We start from the raw sequence: 21,535 nt of genomic DNA on the forward strand, positions 1-21,535 counted from the left end.
ACCTTAAATTTTAATAAGTAAATTCAACAACCAGATATTATTACTTGCTTTTGGTTCAAGATTAATGCTCTCTTCTTTCCAAAGAATAAATGATAGAGAATAAGTGTCATTTAGTTTCCAATTTATACCGGGCATATAACGTACTCTTTGCAATTGTTCTACGCCATTTAAACGAAACCAGGGTTCAATACCAAAAAAAGGTTTCACTTTACCTTTGTTATACATAAAACGCAAGCTCCATCGTATAAAGTCAGGATCTTCACGATCGTTAACGTCTAAAGCCAAATGATAGCGTAATCTATTGTCTATTTTAATATCTTTTAAACTAAAACCATAAGCAATATCTGGCCAGATAAATTGACGTGGTTTTTCATCGGGTATAAACCAGGTTCTAGAAGTTAATTGTGTTGACCACCCTTTACCTAACTTATAATTGGCGAAAATGTCTATTGAGGCATTTTGAAAGTTTGAAATATCTTCGTTAAACCTAAATATAGGTTTAATATTAAAAGTAATCTTCTCAGAGAGCTTAGTTTGCAACTGCACAGAACTCCAATTGATATTGTCGTTTTGAGCAATAGTTATTGTACTCATTAAGAAAAGAACACACAAAAGATATTTTTTGATCATAACCGTTCTTCTATCCATTGTTTAAAATCATAAAAATTTTGTGGTGCTACACCATGCCCCACTGGGTATTCTTTATAAATATTTTGAACTTCTAAATTATCTAAAAATGGTTTTGCCTTTCTACCCCAATCCACAGGCAATACCTGATCTACTGAGCCGTGAGATATGAAAAAATCAAGATTTTTTATAGTCTCTTTATTTAGATTTTCTGGTAATAACTCATCATTAATATATCCGCTCAAGGCAACAATATAATTTACTTTTTCGGGATAATTCAGTGCTACAGCATAACTTAAGATTGTACCTTGGCTAAAACCTAATAAGAACGTTTTATTCTTATCTACTCTGAAGTTTTCCTTTACTTCATCAATAAACTTAGCAATCAGGTCTCTTGACTTTTTAGCTTCAGGAACATCAGAGAATTTACCATCTGAAGCATCAAAATAAATACTATACCATGCATAACTTCCAGACATTATTGTTAAAGGCGCTTTTGCACTGATGATCAAAAATTCGTCAGGTAATTCTTCTGAAAAGGAAAATAAATCCTGTTCATTACTTCCATAGCCGTGCAGTAAAATAAGCAATGGCGGACTTTCAATAGGTTTTTTCGGATACCGTACTAAATAATCTAAAGATAATTCTTGCATAGTCTAAAAATAAAAATCGTGCTAAAATAGCACGATTCAAAAATAAGCCTATAAAATGTTTTATCCTATACCTTTAAACCATTCTTGAAATTGTTCTCCTAAAAGCGGTACAGGTTCCTCTTCACCTTTAATAGCACTCCAGATACCTAAAAAGACCAAGATAAGCCATCCAATATCGAAAATCCATGTTAGAATACCCATTCCTAAAAACCTATCAAGTACTTGTATCAATAAATGAATAAGTATTAATCCAATAGCTTGACGAATATGAAACGAAGCAAAAGGGTTTTTCTTTGTGCTATTCATTAAAAAGGCAATAACCAAACCTATAGCCCATAAGTAAGCTATGATAGCTGCAGGTTTTCCTTCTTTTACAGTAACGTTTTCCATAATTTTAAAGTTGATTTAGTTGAGGTAAAATTACAAAATTTAGTGTAGCACTAACTTGTTATTGGTAAAAATTCCATAGACAATACCTCTAAGCTTTTTACCCAAAAATGCTGCGTTTTTTGAGGAAGATAGAATGTGCTCTTCAGTAAATGTGTACTCCGTTGTGGGGTTAAACAATGTTAAATTGGCTTTCTCTCCTTCTTTAATTTGGATTTCTTCTAATCCAAAACGCCTTCTGGGGTTTGTTGTAAGGCAGTCTACTATGTTCTCAAGTGATAGATGTGGTGTTAAGGAGCCAAAAAGGCTTTCTAAACCTATAGTACCATATAGCGCATTTTCGAACTCAAGTTTTTTATTTTCTATATCAATAGGATTATGATCAGAGGTAATCATATCTATAGTACCATCTTTTACGGCTCTTCTAAGTGTATTGACATCTTTTTGAGTACGTAAAGGAGGCAAGGTCTTAAAATTAGCATTAAAAGAGGCGAGTTCTTCATCAGTTAGTGATAAGTGATGCGCAGTTACACTACAACTTACATCCAATCCTTTTTTCTTTGCTTCCTTTATTAATTTTACTGACTTTTCTGTAGAAATCGTTGGAATATGTAATTTACCACCCGTATATTCTAAAAGAAACAAATCTCGAGCAATGCGCAACTCTTCTGCTAAGGAGGGATTTCCTTTTAGGCCTAAGCTCATAGTAATTTCACTTTCGTTGGCCACTCCAGAATTAACAATGGTATTATCTTGAGGAAAGCTCATGATTAAGCCATTGAAATTTTGAGCATAAAGTAGAGCTATCTTCATAAGATTGACATTACTTATAGCCTTATTATAATCTGCAAAAGCAACTGCTCCTGCATTTTGCATATCGTAAAGCTCAGCTATTTCTTGACCTTTTGATTTTTTGGTTAGGCTGGCAATTGGGTACAGTTCAACTGCACTGTTTTTTGCACTGTTAATCAAAAAATCAACTGTTGCTTTGCTATCAATAAATGGGTAAGTATTAGAATTTACTGCCACAGCCGTAAACCCACTCTTTGCAGCTGTTACGAGTCCATTTTTAATAGTTTCACGCTCTTCATACCCAGGCTCGCCAAATGAAACACTGGTGTCAAACCATCCACAAGAAACATGTAAATTCTCTAATTTTATTTCTTTATAGTGCTTTGGATTTTCAATCCTGGCGGCTATTTTAGAAATTTTCCCATTTTCAATAAGTATATCTCTTGTTTTACCATTTAGATTACTTCGTTCATCTATTATGGTGGCTGATTTTATGAAGATATTCATGGTTTCATAAATTTTAATAAACCAATTTCAGTGAGTAAAAATAGTAGTGATAGTAACAAAAATATGTGCCAAAAACTACTAGTTTTATATTCGTCATATGAGTTGGTAAAGGCATCTTTAGTATTGTTAAAGTGTTTTATATTTTTACCTTGAAATAAACTTTGAACATCTGCATACTCTAAACTACTCTCTGATCTATTGTAGTTGTAAGCTAAATTTTCTAGAACTTTTTCCTTACTCTTTACATCATAGAATCCACTTTTTAAGGGTTGTTCTTCAGTAGTGATTTTAACGGATGTATTGCCCACCTGTTGTATTGGAATAAAACTTTCTTCGTCATAAGCTAATTCTAAAATTTGATCTTTAGAAAGAGAAGCTTTGACTTCAATTTCATTGACATTACCTATGGTGTAATTTAAAGCGGTATTGGCATAGCTTAATTTTCCAAAATTATAGAATAAAGGAACTACTAAGGGAGAATTTTTAAAGTTTGAATTTTCTTTACTGATGGCAGAAGAAAATAAATAAATATTATTACTACTATTTATTTGAGAGACAAAAGGTTCTTGATTTTCTAATTGTAAGATAGGTGAACTATTTCGTAAAGTGGTATTAAAGCTTGTGTTTACTGAAGGGTATTGAAAATTGTCAATCTGTTTTTCAAATACATTTTTAAAAAAAGGATGTGAAAAATTAATGGATGTAATATTTAGTTTGTTCTCATCCTTAGCGGTGACACCTCCAATATTTAGACTACTTAGCAAATTGTTATATGACGCAATTTGACTATTCTTATGGGGAATAATAGTAAGATCTACCCCATTTTTCAGAGCTTCTTTCAGGGTATTAACTAATGAATTTGGAATGCTTTCAAGCTCATTAAGAATAATCAGGTTTTGATTGCTAAGCACACTATAATCTAATGTATTCAATTCTGTAGCATTCAAATTGAACTCATCTTCTGTGAAAATTTTAGATAAAAAGCTATTGTCACTGCCAATACTAAGTACATTTATTTTTTTAGCTTGATTAATTGTAAAGAACAACTCATCATCAAAAGTGATATTATCTTCTGAAATAATCAGCCTACCCTTTATTAAAGCATTATTTGGAATAGAAAATGTGCTTTCAGCACTATCTTCTTTAAAAATTTCTAAAGTAGACTTGCCTAAAAGGACCGTTTCATTATATAACGATAATGAAATATTGGCATCATTTTTTGAGTGATTTTTAACCTTAACTTTTGCAGTTATAGTTTCATTATTTTGATTATCAATATAAACACTATCTATACTAACATTAGATAACTTATTTGGAGTCAATTGTACAATATTATAAGCAAGTGAGGTGTCTTTTTGGATTTCTTTATTTATTTTATAATCCTGAAAGTCAGATATTAAAAAAACAGTATTTAAACCATTTTTAGAATTGTCTGTTTTGTTTTTTATTTTTTGAAAAATAGATTTTAAATCCTGTTGCACAGGATAATAATCTAGAGAAAGCAGATTGTTTTTTAACAATTCTTCATCCAAATTATGCCATTCTGCATTATTGGTAAAAAGGCTAATATTCGTAGCATCAGGATTACTTTCTATAATATCTTGCACAGCCCTTTTAAACAGTTCGCCTCTGGGCCCTTTAGCCTGCATGCTAAATGAATTATCTAAATAGATATAGGTATTTTGCTGTTCATGTTTTGAAAGATTACTAAAATAAGGCTGTGCAAAGGCAATAATTAGAGTCGCAAATAATAATAATCGCGATAAAAGCACTAAAAATTTTTTAAGTTTTGAACTTTTACGTGTCTGTAATTCTATCTTCTTTAAAAAGTCAACATTGGTAAATGCTACTTTCTCAAATCTTCGTAATTGAAATAAATGGATAATGAGTGGAATCAGGAGCAGAAATAAGGCATAAAGAATTTCCGGGTGCTTGAATTGCATTGCTCAATTAAGATTTGTCAAAAGTAATAATTTATGTGCGAAGTAAAAATTAGGAATTTAAAAATAATGTATCTTAGTAAGGAATACACATACTTTGAGTCAAAAATTATAAATCCTATTATGAATACATTGCTAAAAATTGCTGTTGTTTTATCGTTATTTATTCCTTCATCAACTGTTTTTTCTCAAGATATGAATAACAATATTCTTGATGAGATTATATATGTTGTTGCCGATAGCGTAAGAGGTAAGGAAGGAAATTGGCAATTTATGATCAAAGACCGATTGTTGATCTGTATAACAGATGAAAATAATAACAGAATGCGCATAATGTCACCTATTGTTGAGCAAAAGAAACTAGCTTATACAGATATGCTAAAAGTGATGGAAGCTAATTTTCATACTGCGTTAGATGTTAAATATGCTATTTCAGATGATTTATTGTGGTCTGTTTTTATCCATCCTTTAAAGGAGCTTGAAAAAGCACAGGTATTAGATGCTATCCAACAAGTTTATACAGCTGCATATACCTATGGTAGCACGTACAATAGTACAGGATTAAACTTTCCAAATAGGAGGGAAGAGCGTGAAGCTAAAGAGAAAAAGAAAATATAACTAGTAGTCAGTTTTGATAGTGTTATCAAAAGGAACTTTAAATTGATAGACCAGATCTTCATCTAGACTGTCATCTAACACATCTAAACCATAGACTACTTTCTTAGGATCATCATACACCATGGTTCCAAAAATACGATCCCAAAAAGAAAAAATATTACCAAAGTTTGTGTCCGTCCAAGGGCGTTCAAAATGATGATGAAACTTATGCATATTTGGTGTAATAAATACTGTGCTTAATATCTTATCTAACCATACAGGCATATTGATATTAGCATGCGAGAAATAGGTAAAAAAGATAGTGGCTATTTTATATACTACATAGAAAGCAAATGGAGCTCCTAAAATAATAATCGCCAATAGTGCAAATAGCTCTCGTATCACATAATCTCCAGGATGATGGCGTGTACCCGTTGTTGCATCTACTTTGGTGTCACTGTGGTGTATCATATGAAATTTCCACATCCACTTTACTCGGTGTAGTAAGTAATGTACAATATATTGGGCTACAAAATCTAAAAAAAGGATAGCTATTATAAGTTCAACCCAGATAGGCAACTCAAATAAGTGCAATAGTCCTAATTTATTTGTGGCAATAAATGCAAAAACTCCTACTGTGGCTAAGCCAAACAATATATTTATAATTAGACTGGTAGATAGAAAAATAAGGTTAACACCATCATGCCGCCATTTTTTATAATCAAACTTAAACAAAGGAAAACTTCCTTCAAATACCCAACTTACACTTAGGCATGCAAATATCCATAACAGCTTTTGCCAAGAAGGCATTTGTTCAAAAAAGAGTAAAAAATTTTCCAAGGTGTTGATTTTTTGAATTTTACAAAAATAACAAATATGTATATACAAAAAAACCTGCCTTAAGCAGGTTCTTTAATCATTTAAATAATCACTAGATTCTAACTACACGGTAGTTATTATCTTTAAGTTCTTTATAGAATACACCAGCGCATTTGTAGTACTTTTTGCCGTGCATAGTAACATATTGACCACCTTCGGGTTTGAAGTCTATTTCAACACCTTTTGGAGGGGTTCTAAACACATATCTGTTTTTTAACTTGGTATGCCACATACCATTAAAAATATAGTATGTAACACCTTTATGTGTAACTTCTTTAATCTCTTTTTCTTTGGTTTGTATGGTTTCAGACTTGGTAATCTTGCTCTTATCTGAAACTTTTTGTGCTTGTAAGCTAGCGGTGCTAAACAAAGCTCCGAAGCCTAAAAAACTTAAAATCAACTTCTTCATTTTCATTTCGGTATTTTTTGGTCTTTCTGAAAGAACGAAAATTTTAGCAATTTATTTTGTTGTAGTAGAAAGACTATTTTCGTTTATTGGCTCTAAGACGCTTCAATAATTCTTTATTAAAGTTCTGCTCAGCTCTAAATAATTTAAAAACTTTCTTTGAAGAAATAATACCTTCTAAATCTTTAAGTAATTGTTTTTTTGCGTTCGCTATATTGAAATCTATTTCAATCAATTCTTCTAATAATTGTTTGGCATCACCTTCACTTAATCCTTCTAAACCACCTTTGGCACGAGCTCTTCTGTTTAATTGTCTTCTCTTTACTATACGTTCATTATGTATAGTTTCATCATATTGATTATAGATAGGCCAAAATTTTTCAGCTTCTTTAGCTGTTAGCTCCAACGCATTAGTGATAAAAGCTGTTTTAAAGGCCTTTATACGCTCATTGTCATTTTTTTGTGCAAAGGTCTGAGCAGACATAAGACACAGAAAAATGATCATTGTCAATATCTTTTTCATGCTACTAATATTCATCATTTAGTAATATACTTTCAACATCCGTGCCATCTAAATAGTCTTCTACATCTTCACTTTCAAAATCTAAGTCATTATTAATGGTTTCTTCTAAGTTCACATCTTCAAATATTTCCGCAATATCATAAGAACTAAAAGAGATAAGATCGTCATTTATCCAGTTTTCAACTTCAGTGTCTGCCAATGTATTCCAGTCTATACTTTCAGTAGTAGTATTTGAATATTGAAAGAAGAAAAATAATAGTAATGATGCAGCAACAGCTGTTGGTATTACAATTTTTAAAATTCGTTCTCTAAAGTTGATTACCTTAGGTGTATTAATTTCTTCTTCCGCTTTTAAGCGCTCAAAAACTGTATCCTCAAAGTTATCGAAGTACGCTTCTGGTACACCAAAATTGGATTCCTTTTTCGGTTTTACATCAAGTTGATTGATTACATAGCCTTCAATAGACTCAAGATAACCTTCAGGGATATTAAATCCACCACTTTTGGGAAACGCTTCTGTCTTTAGCTTGGCAAATACATCCTCTTCAACAGTGTTAAAGTATCCTTCAGGAGCTTTAAAACCGCTTCCTTTCTCTTTTAATATGTCTAAACTATTATCTTTCATTCATCCATTTGACTGTAAAAGTACTAAAAGGTTTAAACTAGGTTTGTGTTAGTATAACTTCAATTTTTTTAACTGCATGATGGTAGGAAGCTTTTAATGCTCCTACCGATGTTTCCAGTATTTCTGATATATCTTGATATTTCATATTATCAAAATATTTCATATTAAAAACCAACTGTTGTTTTTGTGGTAATGCTGCAATAGCCTTTTGCAATTTTAATTGGATTTCATCGCCATCAAAATAAACATCAGCTTCTAAATTTTCTGCCATTTTATATTGTATTTCGCTCACATCAGCATGTTGCTCTTTGGCGCGTTTTTTAATAAATGTTATAGCTTCATTGGTGGCAATGCGATACATCCAAGAATACAATTTACTCTCAGCCTTAAAATTGCCAATATTTCTATACACTTTTACAAATGTGTTTTGAAGAACATCGTCAGTATCATCATGTGAGATCACAATTTTGCGGATATGCCAATATAAACGCTCTTTATATTGAGACATAAGCTCTCTAAATGCCAGATCTTGCGTTTTAGCATTCTTTAATTGTGCAATAAGTACATATTCCTCAGTCACTTAATTCGGCAATTTTTAATCTAAGACTATAAACGAAAGAAAAGGTTTAATAGTGCTTTAGAATTTGGCACTTAATCTTACATTTAAGACGCGACCTGATAAAAAATTAGGTACCGCTAGTGAGTTTTGCGAGGAAACATCGCGAACCCAGGTATTGGTAATGGTATTCTGTACATCAAACATATTAAAGAGTTCAATACCAAAAGAAAGTTCTTTAAATTTTTTGAGCCAGTCAGCTTTAGCTTTCTTTTTTTGATCAACAAGTACATAACTTAAACCTATATCTGACCTAAAATAATCTTTTAACCTATTTTGGAAAATATAGGGGTCCGCATATGAAGGAGATCCTCCTGGTACCCCTGTATTGTAGACCATGTTTAAGTACATTTTTAAATTAGGATTACTAGGTACATAATCTTGAAATAAGATGGCAAACTTTAAGCGCTGATCAGTAGGGCGTGAGATATATCCTCTATTATCTATATTCTCTTTAGTTTGTAAGTACCCAAATGTAAAATAAGATTCTGTTCCAGGTACAAATTCTCCATTAATTCTACTATCAAAGCCAAAAGCATAAGCTTCGGCATTGTTCCTAGCTCGGTAGCGTATTTGCACGTTGTTTATAGTAAACGGATTTACATCAGTCAGTTTTTTATAATAGAGTTCAGAAACAAGTTTAAAAGGCCTTCCCCATAGCTTAAAGCTATAGTCATTACCCAAAACAAAATGAATAGACTTTTGTGCCTTGACTTCAGGACGCACAATGCCCAACGAATCTCTAAGTTCTCTATAAAACGGAGGTTGATAATAATATCCGCCTGATGCTCTAAAAAGCATCTCTCGCTTCCAATCAGGTTTAATGGCCAATTGAAACCTTGGGCTTACGACAGTTTGGCTTTCTGATTGAATATTATCTCCGGTTACTTCCCAGTTTTGAGCTCGCACACCAGCATTGACCCATAGTTTATGATCTTTGATAAAGAAATTTCTACTCCATTGCGCATATCCAGAAATTCTGTTCGTCTTTACTTCATTAAACCCACGGGTGCTTATAAACGGTACAATAGGGCCGGTAAAGGGCTCGTAAGGTTCATCATTACGAGGTAGTAAATTAGGAGGTCTTATTGAAAAACCAGCAGAATCTATGACTTGCCACTCAATAATTCGGTCTTTAATATCTTCTATTTGATATTTTACTCCTACTTCAAAAAGGTTTTCATCTTTTCTAATGACCGACCTGAGTTGCACATTAGAAATTAAAGCATCTAGATCATTTCTAGCATGATCTAACTGAGAGCCGATAGCTTGTGTAAACTCAATATCGCCAAAGTTGTCACTACCAAAATCAGCATTCACTTCTCCAATGCTATATTGGGCTAAAATATCAAAATACTCTTCTTCTTGGGCATTATATGTAGAGGTAGTGAACGAAAATGCTAAATTATCATTTACTCTATAAGTTGCTTTAAGGGCTCCAAACAATGTTAGATATTGATCTTTTTCTCTACCGTCATAATCAACCACTAACGCCTGTGCATCTGCCACGGTACCAAAATTAGTTCGTCTGGTAACAGGTGTATATTCATAATTATTTAAAGAAAAATTGCCTAAAAAATCTAAACTAAATCTTTCGGAAAATTCATAAGATAAATAACTTTGAACATCTGTAAAATTGGGTTTAAAATTGGTCTCAATATCTTTACTATTAACAAACAAAGTGTTGTTCCTATAACGCCCGCCAATAACCGCAGAGAGTTTTTTGTTAAAGAGTAGATCTTCTATAGTGAGGCTAGCACCTAAAAAACTGGCATTAGCAGTAATACTAAACTCTTGAGGTTTTCTGTAAGTAATATCCAGCACAGAAGATAGTTTGTCACCATATTTAGCTTGAAAACCACCAGCAGAAAATTTCACATTCTTTGTAAGATCTGGATTTACAAAACTTAAGCCTTCTTGTTGTCCAGATCGAACTAAAAAGGGTCTATAAACTTCAATACCGTTTATATAAACCAGATTTTCATCATAATTACCACCGCGTACATTGTACTGGGTGCTTAATTCGTTATTGCTACTTACACCTAAACCAATATTTTTTAATACACCCTCAATACCGGCATTAGCACTAGGCAATTTTTGAGTGGTTTTTATATCTATTTTATCTATCCCTTCAGCTTTATCACGGTTATTCTCTATGATTACACTGTCAATTTTTTCAGTTTTGAGGAATAAAGTAGGCGAGAAAAGTATTACCCTTTTTTTACCTACTCTAAGGCGCTTATTGTAAGTCTTATAGGATATATGGCTGAATGTAATGGTTTGATTTTTTCCAGCCGCAATTACCATGAGATATTCACCGTTTTTATTGGTCACTGTGCCTTTACCGCTTGTAGTAATATTTACATTTTCAATAGGTAGGCCTTTTTCATCCTTTACTACTCCTTTTACAGTTCCTGTTTGTGCAATTAAATAGCTTGAGAAGAGAAAGAAAAATATTGCAATCTGGGTTTTCAACAATTCAGTACTTAGTCTTTTCTGAAAAATGTCGCAATATACGTATTAGAATTGTTAACATTGTCAACTGCAATTATTTTTAGTGTGTGTTCATTGCCAGATAGCTCCTTGTCGTTAAAATCATATTGTAACAATCTATTTTTAGCATCGTATTCCATTAGAATCCATTGCCCATCAATTTCTGCTCTATAAGACTTGATGCCGGAAAGATCATCAGATAATCTTACTTTAAGATATCTGTATTTTGATAACCACTGCTTATCTTTAAAATTGATTGGTCGTATTTTAGGACTCTGATTGTCAGAAAATAAACCGTAATTACCTAATGTTTTATTTAATGTATATAATTTCTTCTCTTTTCTTTTAGTTCTTGAATAAATAGGTCTACCTTTTTTGTTTATTCTGCCAATAAATAATTTCTCTAGGTCTTCCGCTGGATAATCCGTTACATCAAAAGTGAGCGTAAAGCTTTTATGTAAGGGCACACTGTCATCATGTAAAATTGCTACATTCTTTTCTTGCTTGAAATCAAAATATAAATCGTTATAAAAGCTATTCTTTGGAAAGGCAATTGTAACGTTACCATCATTAATTTTGTTAAACTCATTTCTTTTAAAATAATAAGGCGTTTTTTTCACCTCATTTTTAATATAAATAGAATCTTTCTTTCCTTTTACTGGTATCGTTAAACTTTTGCTATTGCCTTTAAAGTCTGTAGCTGTAATCTTCACATTATAAGAAGCACCATCTTCTATAGTAAGAAAACCTTTCTGTTTTAAGTTCTTGTATATGCTCAATTTATTTGCGGGCTCTACAAAAGTTTTTTGGATGCGCTGTCTTTTTTTACGATATCTTCCAAAATCAATAAGTGTATTTAGATAGCGCGTTTCATTGAAGCTAAACGTGTTTACTGTGTGCTGATAAACAGTAGTTCCATTTACTTCCATTTTCAGATCAAAAATACCATTATTGTTAAGTGCAGCATCCTGTTTGTCTACGGTATTAATGCCAAGGCCTATAGTTCCATATGCTTCAATAGTATTAGCCAGTAAGCTTCCGTCTTTTTGAACTTTAAATATTAATTCTTTTACTTTGTTAGACCTGTTTACATGAGATGTATCGCCAAAAGAATAGGCCACCGCAGCTCGTATTTGAGGTGCTTTGGTGTCAGCTACTTCAATACCAAAATACATGGGGTTTATGGGCTTTGCATTGGCATCTCTAATTTCATAATGTAAATGTGGACCTCCAGAGCCGCCTGTATTACCACTATAGGCTATAATTTCTTGCTTTTCAACTTGAAGTTCATCCTTTTCCGGAAAGAGCTGAATCTCAAAACTTTCCTTTTGGTACTGGTGTTTTTTTACATAGGCTTCTATCTTAGGAGCAAACTTTTTTAAATGACCATATACCGTAACATATCCGTTAGGATGTGTTATGTATAGAGCCTTACCGTATCCCCAGTGTGATACTTTTATTCTTGACACATAGCCTTCCGCAGAAGCATAGACATTTAACCCCTCTCTCTTTTGAGTTTTAATATCAAGACCTGAATGAAAATGATTGCTTCGCAACTCGCCAAAAGTGCCCGACAGAATTAAAGGAATGTCTAACGGTTTTTCAAAATAATCAGCTGGATAAGAAGCCTGTGCATGTGAATAAAAATGTGTTGAAAAAAATAGAAAAAGTACCAGTATTCTCCCCATAATACGCGATAAATTAATGATTGCAATTAAATATTTAAAATCAAAAATTAAGCCATTAACAATCAAATATTTGTAATGAGTTATTAACATAAATTAGTAAAACAGTTGTTTAATTGCCTCAGTAATCTTAAATTTGTTGAAAAGGTTTAGAATCTTTGTATTGATGAGTAATGTTTTAGAAATAGTTGATTCTCTGCAGGATAAACTAAGTAAATTACTTTCTAAATATGAATTGTTGCAAATAGAAAATCAACAATTGTTAGAAAAAAGTAATCATTTGTTAAATGAGTTGTCATCTCAAAAAGAATCGAGTACTCAAATACAACAAGAATACGAGTCATTAAAAGTTGCAAATGCAATTGTAGGCAGCAAAGATGATAAACACTTAACCAAGTTAAAAATTAATGCGTTAATACGTGAAATTGATAAATGCATAGCTCACTTAGGAGAGTAAACTTTAGATGGACGAAAAGCTTAGAATAAAAGTTACAATTGGAGATCGAGTTTACCCTCTAACCATAAAAAGTGAAGGTGAAGAAGAAGGTGTTCGTAAAGCGGTAAAGAAGATAAACGACCTTATAAAAAGGTTTGAAGAGAATTATGAGGTAAGAGACAAGCAAGATGTGTTAGCTATGTGTGCCTTGCAGTTTGCATCTTTACAGGAGGTGAAAAGTGTATTTAATTCGCAAGACGCAACGAAAATTGAGCATAAATTAAAAGAGATGAATACTATTTTAGATACGCATCTCAAGTAAGTTCTTTAAAATAAAAACAATTACTGCCTACATTAGTTATTTGTTTAATAAACTCAACATTATTTCATTAAAAAGGGTGAGTTTTAGTTGTTAAAGCGTGCCGCATTGTGCGGATTATTGACCAACTAGTTAGCCCTAAACTTGTTATTTCGGAGTTTATAAAACCCCAAACTAATGTGGGCTTTTTTTATATATAAAATTTGAATGATGGACGGATATATACTGCCAATAATTATAAGTATTGTTGCAGGTGCAGCAATTGGTTTTGTTATTGCAAAAATACTTGAAAAAAACAAAGCATCTATGATGCTGAAGGAAGCCAAAAAACAAGCTTCTACTATTTTGAGAGAAGCAAAAGCCGAAGGTGAAGCCTTAAAAAAAGATAAAATCTTACAAGCCAAAGAGAAATTTATTGAACTTAAAGCTGAGCACGAGAAAGTAATTTTAAGTAGAGATAAGAAAGCTTCTGATGCTGAAAAACGTATACGTGATAAAGAGTCTAAGGTTTCACAAGAACTAGATAAAAATACCAAACTTAATAAGTCACTTAAAGCGAAAGAAGACGACTATAATTACAGGCTTGAGTTTTTAGAAAAGAAGCGTATAGAATCAGAAAAAATGCATAAAAAGCAGGTGGAGCAGTTAGAAGTTATCTCTGGCTATTCTGCTGAAGATGCAAAAAAGGAGTTAGTAGAGTCTCTTAAAGAGGAAGCTAAGACTGATGCTATGGCTTTTATTCAAGAAACAATGGAAGAGGCTACCTTAACTGCACAACAGGAGGCTAAAAAAATTGTTTTAAACACGATACAGAGAGTAGGGGTTGAACAAACTATTGAGAATTGCGTGTCGGTATTTAATTTGGAGTCTGACGATGTGAAAGGGCGAATCATTGGTAGAGAAGGGCGTAATATTCGTGCTTTGGAGTCAGCAACGGGCGTTGAGATTATTGTGGATGATACTCCTGAGGCGATTATCCTTTCTTGTTTTGACCCTATTCGTAGGGAAATTGCACGATTATCTATGCATAAGCTTGTAACGGATGGTAGAATACACCCGGCAAGGATTGAGGAAGTAGTAGCCAAGACAAAAAAAGAGATTAATCAAGAGATTATTGAAGTTGGGAAGCGTACCGTTATAGACTTGGGTATTCATGGTCTACACCCTGAACTGATCAAAGTTGTTGGAAGAATGAAATACCGTTCTTCTTATGGGCAAAATCTACTGCAACACTCTCGTGAGGTGGCTAATTTATGTGCATTAATGGCTGCTGAATTAGGGTTAAATCCAAAAGTGGCAAAACGTGCTGGTTTATTGCATGATATAGGTAAAGTACCTGAAACGGAAAGTGAATTACCTCATGCTTTATTAGGCATGGAGTGGGCTAAGAAATATGGAGAAAAGGCTGATGTATGCAATGCCATTGGCGCTCATCATGATGAAATAGAAATGAAATCATTAATATCACCTATTGTTCAGGTCTGCGACGCCATTTCTGGAGCTAGACCTGGAGCGAGAAGACAGGTATTAGATTCTTATATTCAACGATTGAAGGATTTAGAAAATGTTGCTTTTGGGTTCACTGGTGTTCAAAAAGCTTATGCTATTCAAGCAGGTAGAGAATTACGTGTGATAGTTGAAAGTGAAAAAATAGATGATATCAAAGCTGCAGAACTTTCATTCAATATATCACAAAAGATACAGAATGACATGACCTACCCAGGCCAGGTACGTGTTACAGTTATTCGCGAAACGAGAGCTGTTAATATTGCTAAATAGTACTTAGCTTCTAGGGTGATATTTTTCTACAACTTCCTTTAAAAAGGCCTTATCTAAGTGCATGTAAATCTCAGTTGTTGTAATACTTTCATGACCTAACATTTGTTGAATAGAACGTAGGTCAGCACCGTTTTCCAGTAAATGGGTAGCAAACGAATGCCGAAAGGTATGTGGACTTACCTTCTTTTTTATGCCCGCTTTTTCTGTAAAGCCTTTAATAATCAAAAAGATCATATTGCGGGTTAACTGTTTTCCTCTTCTATTCAAAAATAAGGTGTCTTCAAAACCTTTTTGAGGTCTAATGTGATTTCTTACCTGATTGATATAAATTAAAATCAATTTTTGCGTTTGTGAATTAATAGGCACAAAACGTTGCTTATCTCCTTTGCCAAGTACGCGAATGAATCCTTCATCAAAAAAGAGATCAGACAATTGCAGTGTAATTAATTCAGTAACTCGCAATCCACAACTATATAAAGTTTCTAAAATTGTTTTATTGCGTTGCCCTTGAGGATGACTTAAATCTATGTGGTTAATAATTTGATCTATTTCCTTTTGCGACAAAGTATCAGGAAGTTTTCTACCAATCTTTGGCGCTTCTATCAATTGAGTGGGATTATCACTTCTTATATCTTCAAAAATCAAGTAGTCAAAGAAGCTTCGTAAACCTGATATGATTCTAGATTGCGATCTGGCATTCACCTGTTTTGCCACTTCATAAATGAATTGATGAATGGTATCTGAAACAATATTTTTGGGGTTAAAGCTAATCTCATTTTCTTCAAGATAATTAATTAACTTCTGCACATCTCTACTGTAATTATCTATAGAATTTTGTGATAACCCTCGTTCTATCTTCAAATATAATTGGTACTCTTTAAGTGTCTGCTGCCAGTTCATCTATTCTTTAATGCCTTATTTGGTATATTGCCGTTAAAATAGTTAAAATTTAAACGCATGAAAAAATTATATCTCATTCTTGTTTTTATCCTTTTCGGATTATCAAATGTAGAAGCACAAAAGAGGGTAAGTTTTGGTGTTGCCGGAGGTCTTTTTTATGGGAATGCCAACGTCTCCTTAGATGGAGCAGATATAAGTACAGTTTTGCAAGTATTTGGTTTTGATGAGAATGCCCTAGAGGTTCTAGATGGTGGTGGTTTTTATATTGGCTTTTTAGTTGATGTAAGGATTATTGATGGTTTAAATGTGCAACCAGAAGTATTATATGCCAATGGAGCGGGGGAAAGTGTTTTGATTGTTCCATTGATGCTCAAATATTATGTTGCTGATAGTTTTAATGTACAATTAGGCCCTCAGTTTGACCTAGTATTTGATATACCAGATGATATTGAAGATTTTGTAGATAGCGCAGGTTATAGTTTAGGATTTGGAGCTGGATACGATATAAGTAATAAGCTTGGTATAGAGGCTAGATATAATATAGGGTTGAACAACAGGATTGATGAAGCTATTACGGAAAGCCTGCCAACACTTGACCCTAGCCTACGCACAAACATGTTGCAATTAGGTTTAATTTATAAATTTAACTAAGTGTCAGATTTGGAAGTTTTACCTAAATTGCAGTATAACTTAAATTCTAAATTACCATGAAAAAATTAATTTTAGCGGCAGCTATTGCATTGTTTTGTGTTAATATTTCTGCTCAAGGCATTACTTTTGGAGTTAAGACTGGACTTAATATTTCAAAATTCGGACAAGATTTTGATGCTGATCCAAGAGTCAGTTTTTACGTTGGAGGCATAGCCGATATACCAATTACAGATGATATTCATATTCAGCCAGAAATCATATTTTCTGGAGAAGGTTCTGAGGATCTTGAAGCTAATTTTATTAGGGTTGTAGGAGTAGGTAAATATTATATTATTGAAGGTTTAAGCCTACAGGCTGGCCCGCAACTTGGTATTCGTGTTTCTGGCGATCAGTTCATTGAAGATACGACTAAGTCATTTGATTTTGGCGCTGCTCTAGGTGCAGAATATGAACTGGTTGATATAGGTTTGTTTTTTACAAGTAGATATAACCTTGGTTTTGCCAATTTATCTGATCGTAACTTTTTTGACACCAACCTAGGCACCTTTCAACTAGGTGTGGGATATAAATTTAATTAATAATATATTTTTTACATTTGGAGGCAGAAGCATAGATGCTTCTGCTTTTTATTTTATGAAGTTACTCATCATCAATGGACCAAACTTAAACTTATTAGGTAAGCGCGAGCCTGAAATATATGGAAATATCACTTTTGTAGATTATTTTAAACAACTTCAAGGAGCGTTTCCTAATATTGAATTGACATACTACCAATCAAATATAGAAGGTGAAATCATTGATAAGTTACATGAAGTAGGGTTTGGGTATGATGGCATTATTCTGAATGCGGCCGCATATACACATACATCCGTTGGTATAGGTGATGCGGTTAAGGCCATTGAAACTCCAGTTATAGAAGTGCATATTTCAAATGTATATGCTCGTGAAGAGTTTAGACATCATTCATATGTATCTCCTCATGCTGCTGGCATTATTGTAGGTGCTGGGTTAAAAGGCTATGAATTGGCTATTGGCTATTTTATCGGCTAAAGCTCTAAAATCATCTTTATATCGCCTCTTTCGTAGGGTTTGTCTTCTTCCATTGATACTTCCTTAAAACCGTACTTTCTGTAAATATAAATGGCATTTTCTAAAACCGTACTAGAGTAGAGAAGAAGCTTGTCCCACTTTTTTTCTTTGGCAAAATCTATACAGTATTGCATAAGTAGCTGTCCAATTTTTTTTCCTTGAAATCTGGGTGAAACAGCCATTTTACTAAGTTCATAACCTTCCGGTTCATTTATTAAGGCAACGGTTCCTGCTACCTCACCATTATATAGTGCGAAAAAGATATAACCTCCATTATTAATAATATAAGTTTTAGCATTTTCTAATACTTCTCTATCATGTGCCTCCACATAAAAATACTTTTCTAACCACTCAATGTTTAAGTCATGAAAGGCTTCAGCATATTTTTCCTTAAAAGATACGATTTCTACCATGGCATTTTCCTGAAAATTTTCAAGAATTCTCTTGCTTAGAGATTTTTTTTTGAGTTCCATTTCTACATGTGTTATGTGATCCAGCAAGGTTTTATTGTTAGGGTTACGGGTCATTTTTAGCACCTCCTTGTTTACAACTTCCCAAAAAGGAAGCAATCGTTTTAACATTTCACGCCCTTTAGTTGATAAGGCTATTTTTCGCTTTCGTTTGTCTATTTTTCCTATACTTGATATTATTAACTCTTTTTTTATTAACGAATTAACATACTGTGTAACAGCTGGTTGAGTAACATTAAGAATAGTGCTTATTTCGCCTATAGTTAAGTTTTCATATTCACTTACCAATTTAAAAATTGGCATATGGTAAGGGTCAAAATCTATGTTTAACTTGTTATATGCAATGGATGTTTCTTTCATTAATAGATCGCTTAATCGCTTCAAGCGTGAGCCCATTGCTAATTCTTTATATGCAACTAATTGGTCTTGTACATTCATAACATAAATATTTATATAAGTACTTATGTAAATATACAAAATGTTTGAATATTATCAAAGAGAGTAGTGATAATTACATTTTGCTATCTATAAAATCAATGATTTCTTTTTCTCTAGAAAGTGCAGATTCATAAACTGCTTTAGCCTTTTGAAGTACATCTTCTGCAAATGCTCTATCTTTAATATCTTTTGCATTAATACGTACATTAAAATATGCGCCAATAACAGCTGATCTGGCGCATAAAGCACCAACACCTGCATCTGAAAGTGAATTTTGCAAGCCTTCTTTTGCCATGGTTTCCATAACTTCCATAGAATCATGTGCTGTTTGCATCACTTGAAATGGAACTTCAGTTGCATATTTTGTAGCACTTTCTATAACTTCTAATCTTATTTTCTTTTCTGAATCCGTACTTTTTGGCATTCTAAATCCTTGAATGATTTGATTGAATGCATTAGTATCTTCATCTACTAAAAAGAGTAGCTTGTTTTTATATACCTGTCCTTTTTTGGCCCATTCAGAGTAAAATTTCCATTTATCATCCCATCCTGGTTTATGAGCTGAAAGATTGGCAACCATAGTACCCAATGAAACACCTAATGCACCAACATAAGCCGAGATTGATCCACCACCAGGTGCCATAGATTCACTAGCCGTTTCATCTGCAAAATCATCAAGTTTAAAATCAACAAGCCTTTTAGAATCAGATTCTAACATATACTCTATGATCTTTTCACTTGGATTAAAAGGTTTTAGATCATCTAGCCCTAATGATTTTATAGCAATTTTTATTTTCTCACTTTCCGCTATACCTAAAGAACGTCCTTGTTTGTTTAAGAAGAAATCAGCAGCGTCTAACATTGCTTTTAACGGGACCAACCCTACTAATTCAGAACCAGTTACACGCAGACCACGCTCCTCGGCTGCTTTACAACTTTCATCAAATGCCACATGCATGGGGGTAACTGAAATATTAGTCAAGTTATATGAAATTTGAGCAATGCCATACTCTTCAATATACCATCCAATACCTTTTACTGCTTTTAACTTACCTGGTATACGAACGGGCTCTCCATGCTCATCCATTAATTTTTTCCCGGTAATTGGATTCCCTTCACGTTTGATGCGCCCTGCTTCACGAATATCAAATGCAATAGCATTAGCACGACGCGTTGAAGTAGTATTTAAGTTGATGTTATAGGCTATTAAAAAATCACGTGCTGAAATTGCAATTGCTCCAGTTTTAGCAACAGATTCATTAAACTCTACAGGGCCGAAATCTGGCTTCCATTCGGAGCTTGACAATTTCTTAGGTAAACCTTCATATTCTCCTGATCTACAATTGGCTAAATTTTTTCGCTTTTCTTCTTTAGCGGCATTTTCATAAAAATAACCTGGAATGCCTAATTCACTTCCTATGCGTTCCCCTAATTTATGAGCATATTTTGCTGTCTCCTCTAAAGTAATGCCTGAAATTGGAACTAATGGACACACATCAGTAGCACCAAAACGTGGGTGCTCACCCGAATGTTTGCTCATATCAATAAGCTCTGCAGCTCTTTCGATCAACCGAAATGCTGCTTCTATAACAGGTTCAGGTTCTCCAACGAAAGTAATCACTGTTCTATTTGTTGCTTTACCGGGATCTACATCTAATAATTTTACACCTTCAACAGTTTCAACCATTGAAGCTATTTCCTGTATTTTATCAGTATCACGCCCTTCACTAATATTTGGGACGCACTCTATCAGTTGTTTTTGCATAGTCAAAAAATTGTTGTTCAAATTTAAAATTGTTTTATGAAATCAATCACTTTTATTTTTCTATTTTTGGCGCTTATTAAAAACAAATTAAATGAAAGGATTACAAGTTTTAGCTGCAGTTTTAGTAATTGCAGTATTGAGTTCATGTAATGGACAAGGAGTTGCGAAAAAAGAGTTAACAACAGAATTAGATTCTGTAAGCTATGCCATGGGTTTAAGTACTGCAAAGCAATTTAAAGCTAACTTTAATGAAATAGATAAAGATTTATACGTTCAGGGTTTTAGAAACGGTTTAGATTCTAGCAACTTAATGATAGAGGATGCAGAGGTGATGAATGTTATCAGAAGTTATATGATGGAGAAGCAAGCTAAGCAACGTGAAGCGCAACAAGCTGAGGCTTTAAAGAAAGCCGAAGAAGAATTTAGCGAAGTGAAGAAAGCCGGAGAAGCATTTTTGGCTGAAAATAAAACAAAAGATGGCGTTCAAACTACAGATAGCGGCCTGCAGTACATAGTACTAAAAGAAGGTAATGGCGCTAAGCCTGTTGCAACTGATAAAGTAAAGGTGCATTACCATGGTATGTTAACCGATGGTACCGTTTTTGACAGTTCAGTTGATAGAGGTACTCCACAGGAATTTTTAGCCAATAGAGTGATTAAAGGTTGGACAGAAGGTTTACAGTTGATGCCTGTTGGTTCAAAGTACAAATTCTTTATCCCTCAAGAATTAGCATATGGAGCTTTTCCAAGGCAAGGAGGTAAGATAAGACCTTTTGATGCTTTGGTGTTTGAAGTAGAGTTATTAGATATTGAAAAAAAGTAAGATCATTTTTCTATAGAAAATAAAGTTTTCTACTCGTTTTAATAGTAGAGGGCATTTTTTCCACAAAAAAAATCTTAAAGAGGATGCTTTCTCCTCCAGAAGAACCAGGTAGTTATTACAAAAACTATCTGGTTC

General features: G+C 33.3%; 23 protein-coding genes and 1 other RNA gene. 9 read left to right on the forward strand and 15 right to left on the reverse strand.

The features are described 5' to 3' along the window. Positions 1-3 precede the first annotated feature (3 nt). From AC1EU5_RS09110 to AC1EU5_RS09130, 5 genes are read right to left on the reverse strand one after another with little or no spacing between them, the layout of a single operon-like run. On the reverse strand, positions 4-648 hold the full coding sequence (locus AC1EU5_RS09110; RefSeq protein WP_480192069.1) for a DUF2490 domain-containing protein: 645 nt from the start codon (positions 646-648) through the stop codon (positions 4-6). Next, the gene (locus AC1EU5_RS09115) at positions 627-1,280 is read right to left on the reverse strand and encodes an alpha/beta hydrolase (RefSeq protein WP_480192070.1); all 654 of its coding nucleotides are present in this window, start codon (positions 1,278-1,280) and stop codon (positions 627-629) included. Before AC1EU5_RS09115 ends, AC1EU5_RS09110 begins: the two co-directional genes overlap by 22 nt. Before the next feature lie 60 nt (positions 1,281-1,340). Beyond that, positions 1,341-1,670 carry a hypothetical protein gene (locus AC1EU5_RS09120; RefSeq protein ID WP_480192071.1) on the reverse strand — a complete coding sequence of 110 codons (330 nt, stop codon included), beginning with the start codon at positions 1,668-1,670 and terminating at the stop codon, positions 1,341-1,343. A 39-nt stretch (positions 1,671-1,709) separates the two neighbouring features. After that, entirely contained in the window at positions 1,710-2,966 is a 1,257-nt protein-coding gene (locus tag AC1EU5_RS09125; protein WP_480192072.1) for a dihydroorotase, read from the reverse strand. Beyond that, positions 2,963-4,909, reverse strand: a complete 1,947-nt coding sequence (locus AC1EU5_RS09130) for a BatA domain-containing protein (protein ID WP_480192073.1) — start codon at positions 4,907-4,909, stop codon at positions 2,963-2,965. Before AC1EU5_RS09130 ends, AC1EU5_RS09125 begins: the two co-directional genes overlap by 4 nt. Before the next feature lie 120 nt (positions 4,910-5,029). Here AC1EU5_RS09130 and AC1EU5_RS09135 point away from each other — a divergent pair, with 120 nt between their 5' ends. Beyond that, positions 5,030-5,524 (forward strand): hypothetical protein, encoded by a 495-nt coding sequence (locus AC1EU5_RS09135; protein WP_480192074.1) that lies wholly within the window; start codon positions 5,030-5,032, stop codon positions 5,522-5,524. Here the strand turns inward: AC1EU5_RS09135 and AC1EU5_RS09140 are convergent, their stop codons facing one another. The 7 genes from AC1EU5_RS09140 to AC1EU5_RS09170 all read right to left on the reverse strand — a co-directional run bounded on the left by AC1EU5_RS09140 (position 5,525) and on the right by AC1EU5_RS09170 (position 12,733). Next, complete coding sequence (locus AC1EU5_RS09140; protein ID WP_480192075.1) at positions 5,525-6,343, reverse strand: sterol desaturase family protein; 819 nt, start codon at positions 6,341-6,343, stop codon at positions 5,525-5,527. Between the two features lie 91 nt (positions 6,344-6,434). Continuing rightward, complete coding sequence (locus AC1EU5_RS09145) at positions 6,435-6,797, reverse strand: DUF6515 family protein (protein ID WP_480192076.1); 363 nt, start codon at positions 6,795-6,797, stop codon at positions 6,435-6,437. A 67-nt stretch (positions 6,798-6,864) separates the two neighbouring features. Next, entirely contained in the window at positions 6,865-7,311 is a 447-nt protein-coding gene (locus AC1EU5_RS09150) for a sensor of ECF-type sigma factor (RefSeq protein WP_480192077.1), read from the reverse strand. Positions 7,312-7,315: 4 nt separating this feature from the next. Beyond that, the gene (locus AC1EU5_RS09155; protein ID WP_480192078.1) at positions 7,316-7,936 is read right to left on the reverse strand and encodes a hypothetical protein; all 621 of its coding nucleotides are present in this window, start codon (positions 7,934-7,936) and stop codon (positions 7,316-7,318) included. 37 nt (positions 7,937-7,973) lie between these two features. Then, positions 7,974-8,516: an RNA polymerase sigma factor gene (locus tag AC1EU5_RS09160; protein WP_480192079.1), complete on the reverse strand. Its 543-nt coding sequence runs from the start codon at positions 8,514-8,516 to the stop codon at positions 7,974-7,976. A gap of 57 nt (positions 8,517-8,573) precedes the next feature. Further along, on the reverse strand, positions 8,574-11,027 hold the full coding sequence (locus AC1EU5_RS09165; RefSeq protein WP_480192080.1) for a TonB-dependent receptor: 2,454 nt from the start codon (positions 11,025-11,027) through the stop codon (positions 8,574-8,576). Positions 11,028-11,038: 11 nt separating this feature from the next. Continuing rightward, positions 11,039-12,733 (reverse strand): M23 family metallopeptidase, encoded by a 1,695-nt coding sequence (locus AC1EU5_RS09170; RefSeq protein ID WP_480192081.1) that lies wholly within the window; start codon positions 12,731-12,733, stop codon positions 11,039-11,041. Between the two features lie 163 nt (positions 12,734-12,896). On the opposite strand from AC1EU5_RS09170, the gene AC1EU5_RS09175 reads away from it, so the two are divergent. The 4 genes from AC1EU5_RS09175 (at position 12,897) to rny (ending at position 15,264) form a co-directional block, all read left to right on the forward strand. Beyond that, the gene (locus AC1EU5_RS09175; protein WP_480192082.1) at positions 12,897-13,187 is read left to right on the forward strand and encodes a hypothetical protein; all 291 of its coding nucleotides are present in this window, start codon (positions 12,897-12,899) and stop codon (positions 13,185-13,187) included. Positions 13,188-13,194: 7 nt separating this feature from the next. Continuing rightward, positions 13,195-13,488: a cell division protein ZapA gene (locus AC1EU5_RS09180; RefSeq protein WP_480192083.1), complete on the forward strand. Its 294-nt coding sequence runs from the start codon at positions 13,195-13,197 to the stop codon at positions 13,486-13,488. A gap of 51 nt (positions 13,489-13,539) precedes the next feature. Continuing rightward, positions 13,540-13,646, forward strand: a non-coding RNA gene (ssrS, locus tag AC1EU5_RS09185) — 6S RNA. Between the two features lie 49 nt (positions 13,647-13,695). Further along, positions 13,696-15,264, forward strand: coding sequence for a ribonuclease Y (gene rny / locus AC1EU5_RS09190; RefSeq protein ID WP_480192084.1), 1,569 nt, complete (start codon positions 13,696-13,698; stop codon positions 15,262-15,264). A gap of 3 nt (positions 15,265-15,267) precedes the next feature. Here the strand turns inward: rny and xerD are convergent, their stop codons facing one another. Continuing rightward, on the reverse strand, positions 15,268-16,164 hold the full coding sequence (gene xerD, locus AC1EU5_RS09195; protein ID WP_480192085.1) for a site-specific tyrosine recombinase XerD: 897 nt from the start codon (positions 16,162-16,164) through the stop codon (positions 15,268-15,270). A 57-nt stretch (positions 16,165-16,221) separates the two neighbouring features. On the opposite strand from xerD, the gene AC1EU5_RS09200 reads away from it, so the two are divergent. The 3 genes from AC1EU5_RS09200 to aroQ are packed head-to-tail and all read left to right on the forward strand — an operon-like array spanning position 16,222 to position 17,865. Beyond that, positions 16,222-16,815 (forward strand): porin family protein, encoded by a 594-nt coding sequence (locus AC1EU5_RS09200; protein ID WP_480192086.1) that lies wholly within the window; start codon positions 16,222-16,224, stop codon positions 16,813-16,815. A 56-nt stretch (positions 16,816-16,871) separates the two neighbouring features. Then, complete coding sequence (locus tag AC1EU5_RS09205; protein WP_480192087.1) at positions 16,872-17,393, forward strand: porin family protein; 522 nt, start codon at positions 16,872-16,874, stop codon at positions 17,391-17,393. A 55-nt stretch (positions 17,394-17,448) separates the two neighbouring features. Next, positions 17,449-17,865 carry a type II 3-dehydroquinate dehydratase gene (gene aroQ / locus AC1EU5_RS09210; protein ID WP_480192088.1) on the forward strand — a complete coding sequence of 139 codons (417 nt, stop codon included), beginning with the start codon at positions 17,449-17,451 and terminating at the stop codon, positions 17,863-17,865. Here the strand turns inward: aroQ and AC1EU5_RS09215 are convergent. Next, positions 17,862-18,812, reverse strand: coding sequence for a bifunctional helix-turn-helix transcriptional regulator/GNAT family N-acetyltransferase (locus tag AC1EU5_RS09215; RefSeq protein WP_480192089.1), 951 nt, complete (start codon positions 18,810-18,812; stop codon positions 17,862-17,864). The two genes, aroQ and AC1EU5_RS09215, sit on opposite strands and share 4 nt — an antisense overlap. Positions 18,813-18,885: 73 nt before the next feature. Next, positions 18,886-20,577 carry a glutamate formimidoyltransferase gene (gene ftcD, locus AC1EU5_RS09220; RefSeq protein WP_480192090.1) on the reverse strand — a complete coding sequence of 564 codons (1,692 nt, stop codon included), beginning with the start codon at positions 20,575-20,577 and terminating at the stop codon, positions 18,886-18,888. Positions 20,578-20,668: 91 nt separating this feature from the next. On the opposite strand from ftcD, the gene bamJ reads away from it, so the two are divergent. After that, positions 20,669-21,400 (forward strand): BamJ family beta-barrel-assembly machinery protein, encoded by a 732-nt coding sequence (gene bamJ / locus AC1EU5_RS09225; protein ID WP_480192091.1) that lies wholly within the window; start codon positions 20,669-20,671, stop codon positions 21,398-21,400. Positions 21,401-21,535: the final 135 nt, after the last annotated feature.

The organism is Maritimimonas sp. 2405UD52-3 (assembly GCF_056591715.1).

What these genes read in the sequence shown, in the direction of transcription:
- AC1EU5_RS09110 (WP_480192069.1), bottom strand. Translation starts at nt 648, where the DNA reads ATGGATAGAAGAACGGTTATGATCAAAAAATATCTTTTGTGTGTTCTT.
- AC1EU5_RS09115 (WP_480192070.1), bottom strand. Translation starts at nt 1,280, where the DNA reads ATGCAAGAATTATCTTTAGATTATTTAGTACGGTATCCGAAAAAACCT.
- AC1EU5_RS09120 (WP_480192071.1), bottom strand. Translation starts at nt 1,670, where the DNA reads ATGGAAAACGTTACTGTAAAAGAAGGAAAACCTGCAGCTATCATAGCT.
- AC1EU5_RS09125 (WP_480192072.1), bottom strand. Translation starts at nt 2,966, where the DNA reads ATGAATATCTTCATAAAATCAGCCACCATAATAGATGAACGAAGTAAT.
- AC1EU5_RS09130 (WP_480192073.1), bottom strand. Translation starts at nt 4,909, where the DNA reads ATGCAATTCAAGCACCCGGAAATTCTTTATGCCTTATTTCTGCTCCTG.
- AC1EU5_RS09135 (WP_480192074.1), top strand. Translation starts at nt 5,030, where the DNA reads ATGAATACATTGCTAAAAATTGCTGTTGTTTTATCGTTATTTATTCCT.
- AC1EU5_RS09145 (WP_480192076.1), bottom strand. Translation starts at nt 6,797, where the DNA reads ATGAAAATGAAGAAGTTGATTTTAAGTTTTTTAGGCTTCGGAGCTTTG.
- AC1EU5_RS09150 (WP_480192077.1), bottom strand. Translation starts at nt 7,311, where the DNA reads ATGAAAAAGATATTGACAATGATCATTTTTCTGTGTCTTATGTCTGCT.
- AC1EU5_RS09155 (WP_480192078.1), bottom strand. Translation starts at nt 7,936, where the DNA reads ATGAAAGATAATAGTTTAGACATATTAAAAGAGAAAGGAAGCGGTTTT.
- AC1EU5_RS09170 (WP_480192081.1), bottom strand. Translation starts at nt 12,733, where the DNA reads ATGGGGAGAATACTGGTACTTTTTCTATTTTTTTCAACACATTTTTAT.
- AC1EU5_RS09175 (WP_480192082.1), top strand. Translation starts at nt 12,897, where the DNA reads ATGAGTAATGTTTTAGAAATAGTTGATTCTCTGCAGGATAAACTAAGT.
- AC1EU5_RS09180 (WP_480192083.1), top strand. Translation starts at nt 13,195, where the DNA reads ATGGACGAAAAGCTTAGAATAAAAGTTACAATTGGAGATCGAGTTTAC.
- rny (WP_480192084.1), top strand. Translation starts at nt 13,696, where the DNA reads ATGGACGGATATATACTGCCAATAATTATAAGTATTGTTGCAGGTGCA.
- xerD (WP_480192085.1), bottom strand. Translation starts at nt 16,164, where the DNA reads ATGAACTGGCAGCAGACACTTAAAGAGTACCAATTATATTTGAAGATA.
- AC1EU5_RS09200 (WP_480192086.1), top strand. Translation starts at nt 16,222, where the DNA reads ATGAAAAAATTATATCTCATTCTTGTTTTTATCCTTTTCGGATTATCA.
- AC1EU5_RS09205 (WP_480192087.1), top strand. Translation starts at nt 16,872, where the DNA reads ATGAAAAAATTAATTTTAGCGGCAGCTATTGCATTGTTTTGTGTTAAT.
- aroQ (WP_480192088.1), top strand. Translation starts at nt 17,449, where the DNA reads ATGAAGTTACTCATCATCAATGGACCAAACTTAAACTTATTAGGTAAG.
- AC1EU5_RS09215 (WP_480192089.1), bottom strand. Translation starts at nt 18,812, where the DNA reads ATGAATGTACAAGACCAATTAGTTGCATATAAAGAATTAGCAATGGGC.
- ftcD (WP_480192090.1), bottom strand. Translation starts at nt 20,577, where the DNA reads ATGCAAAAACAACTGATAGAGTGCGTCCCAAATATTAGTGAAGGGCGT.
- bamJ (WP_480192091.1), top strand. Translation starts at nt 20,669, where the DNA reads ATGAAAGGATTACAAGTTTTAGCTGCAGTTTTAGTAATTGCAGTATTG.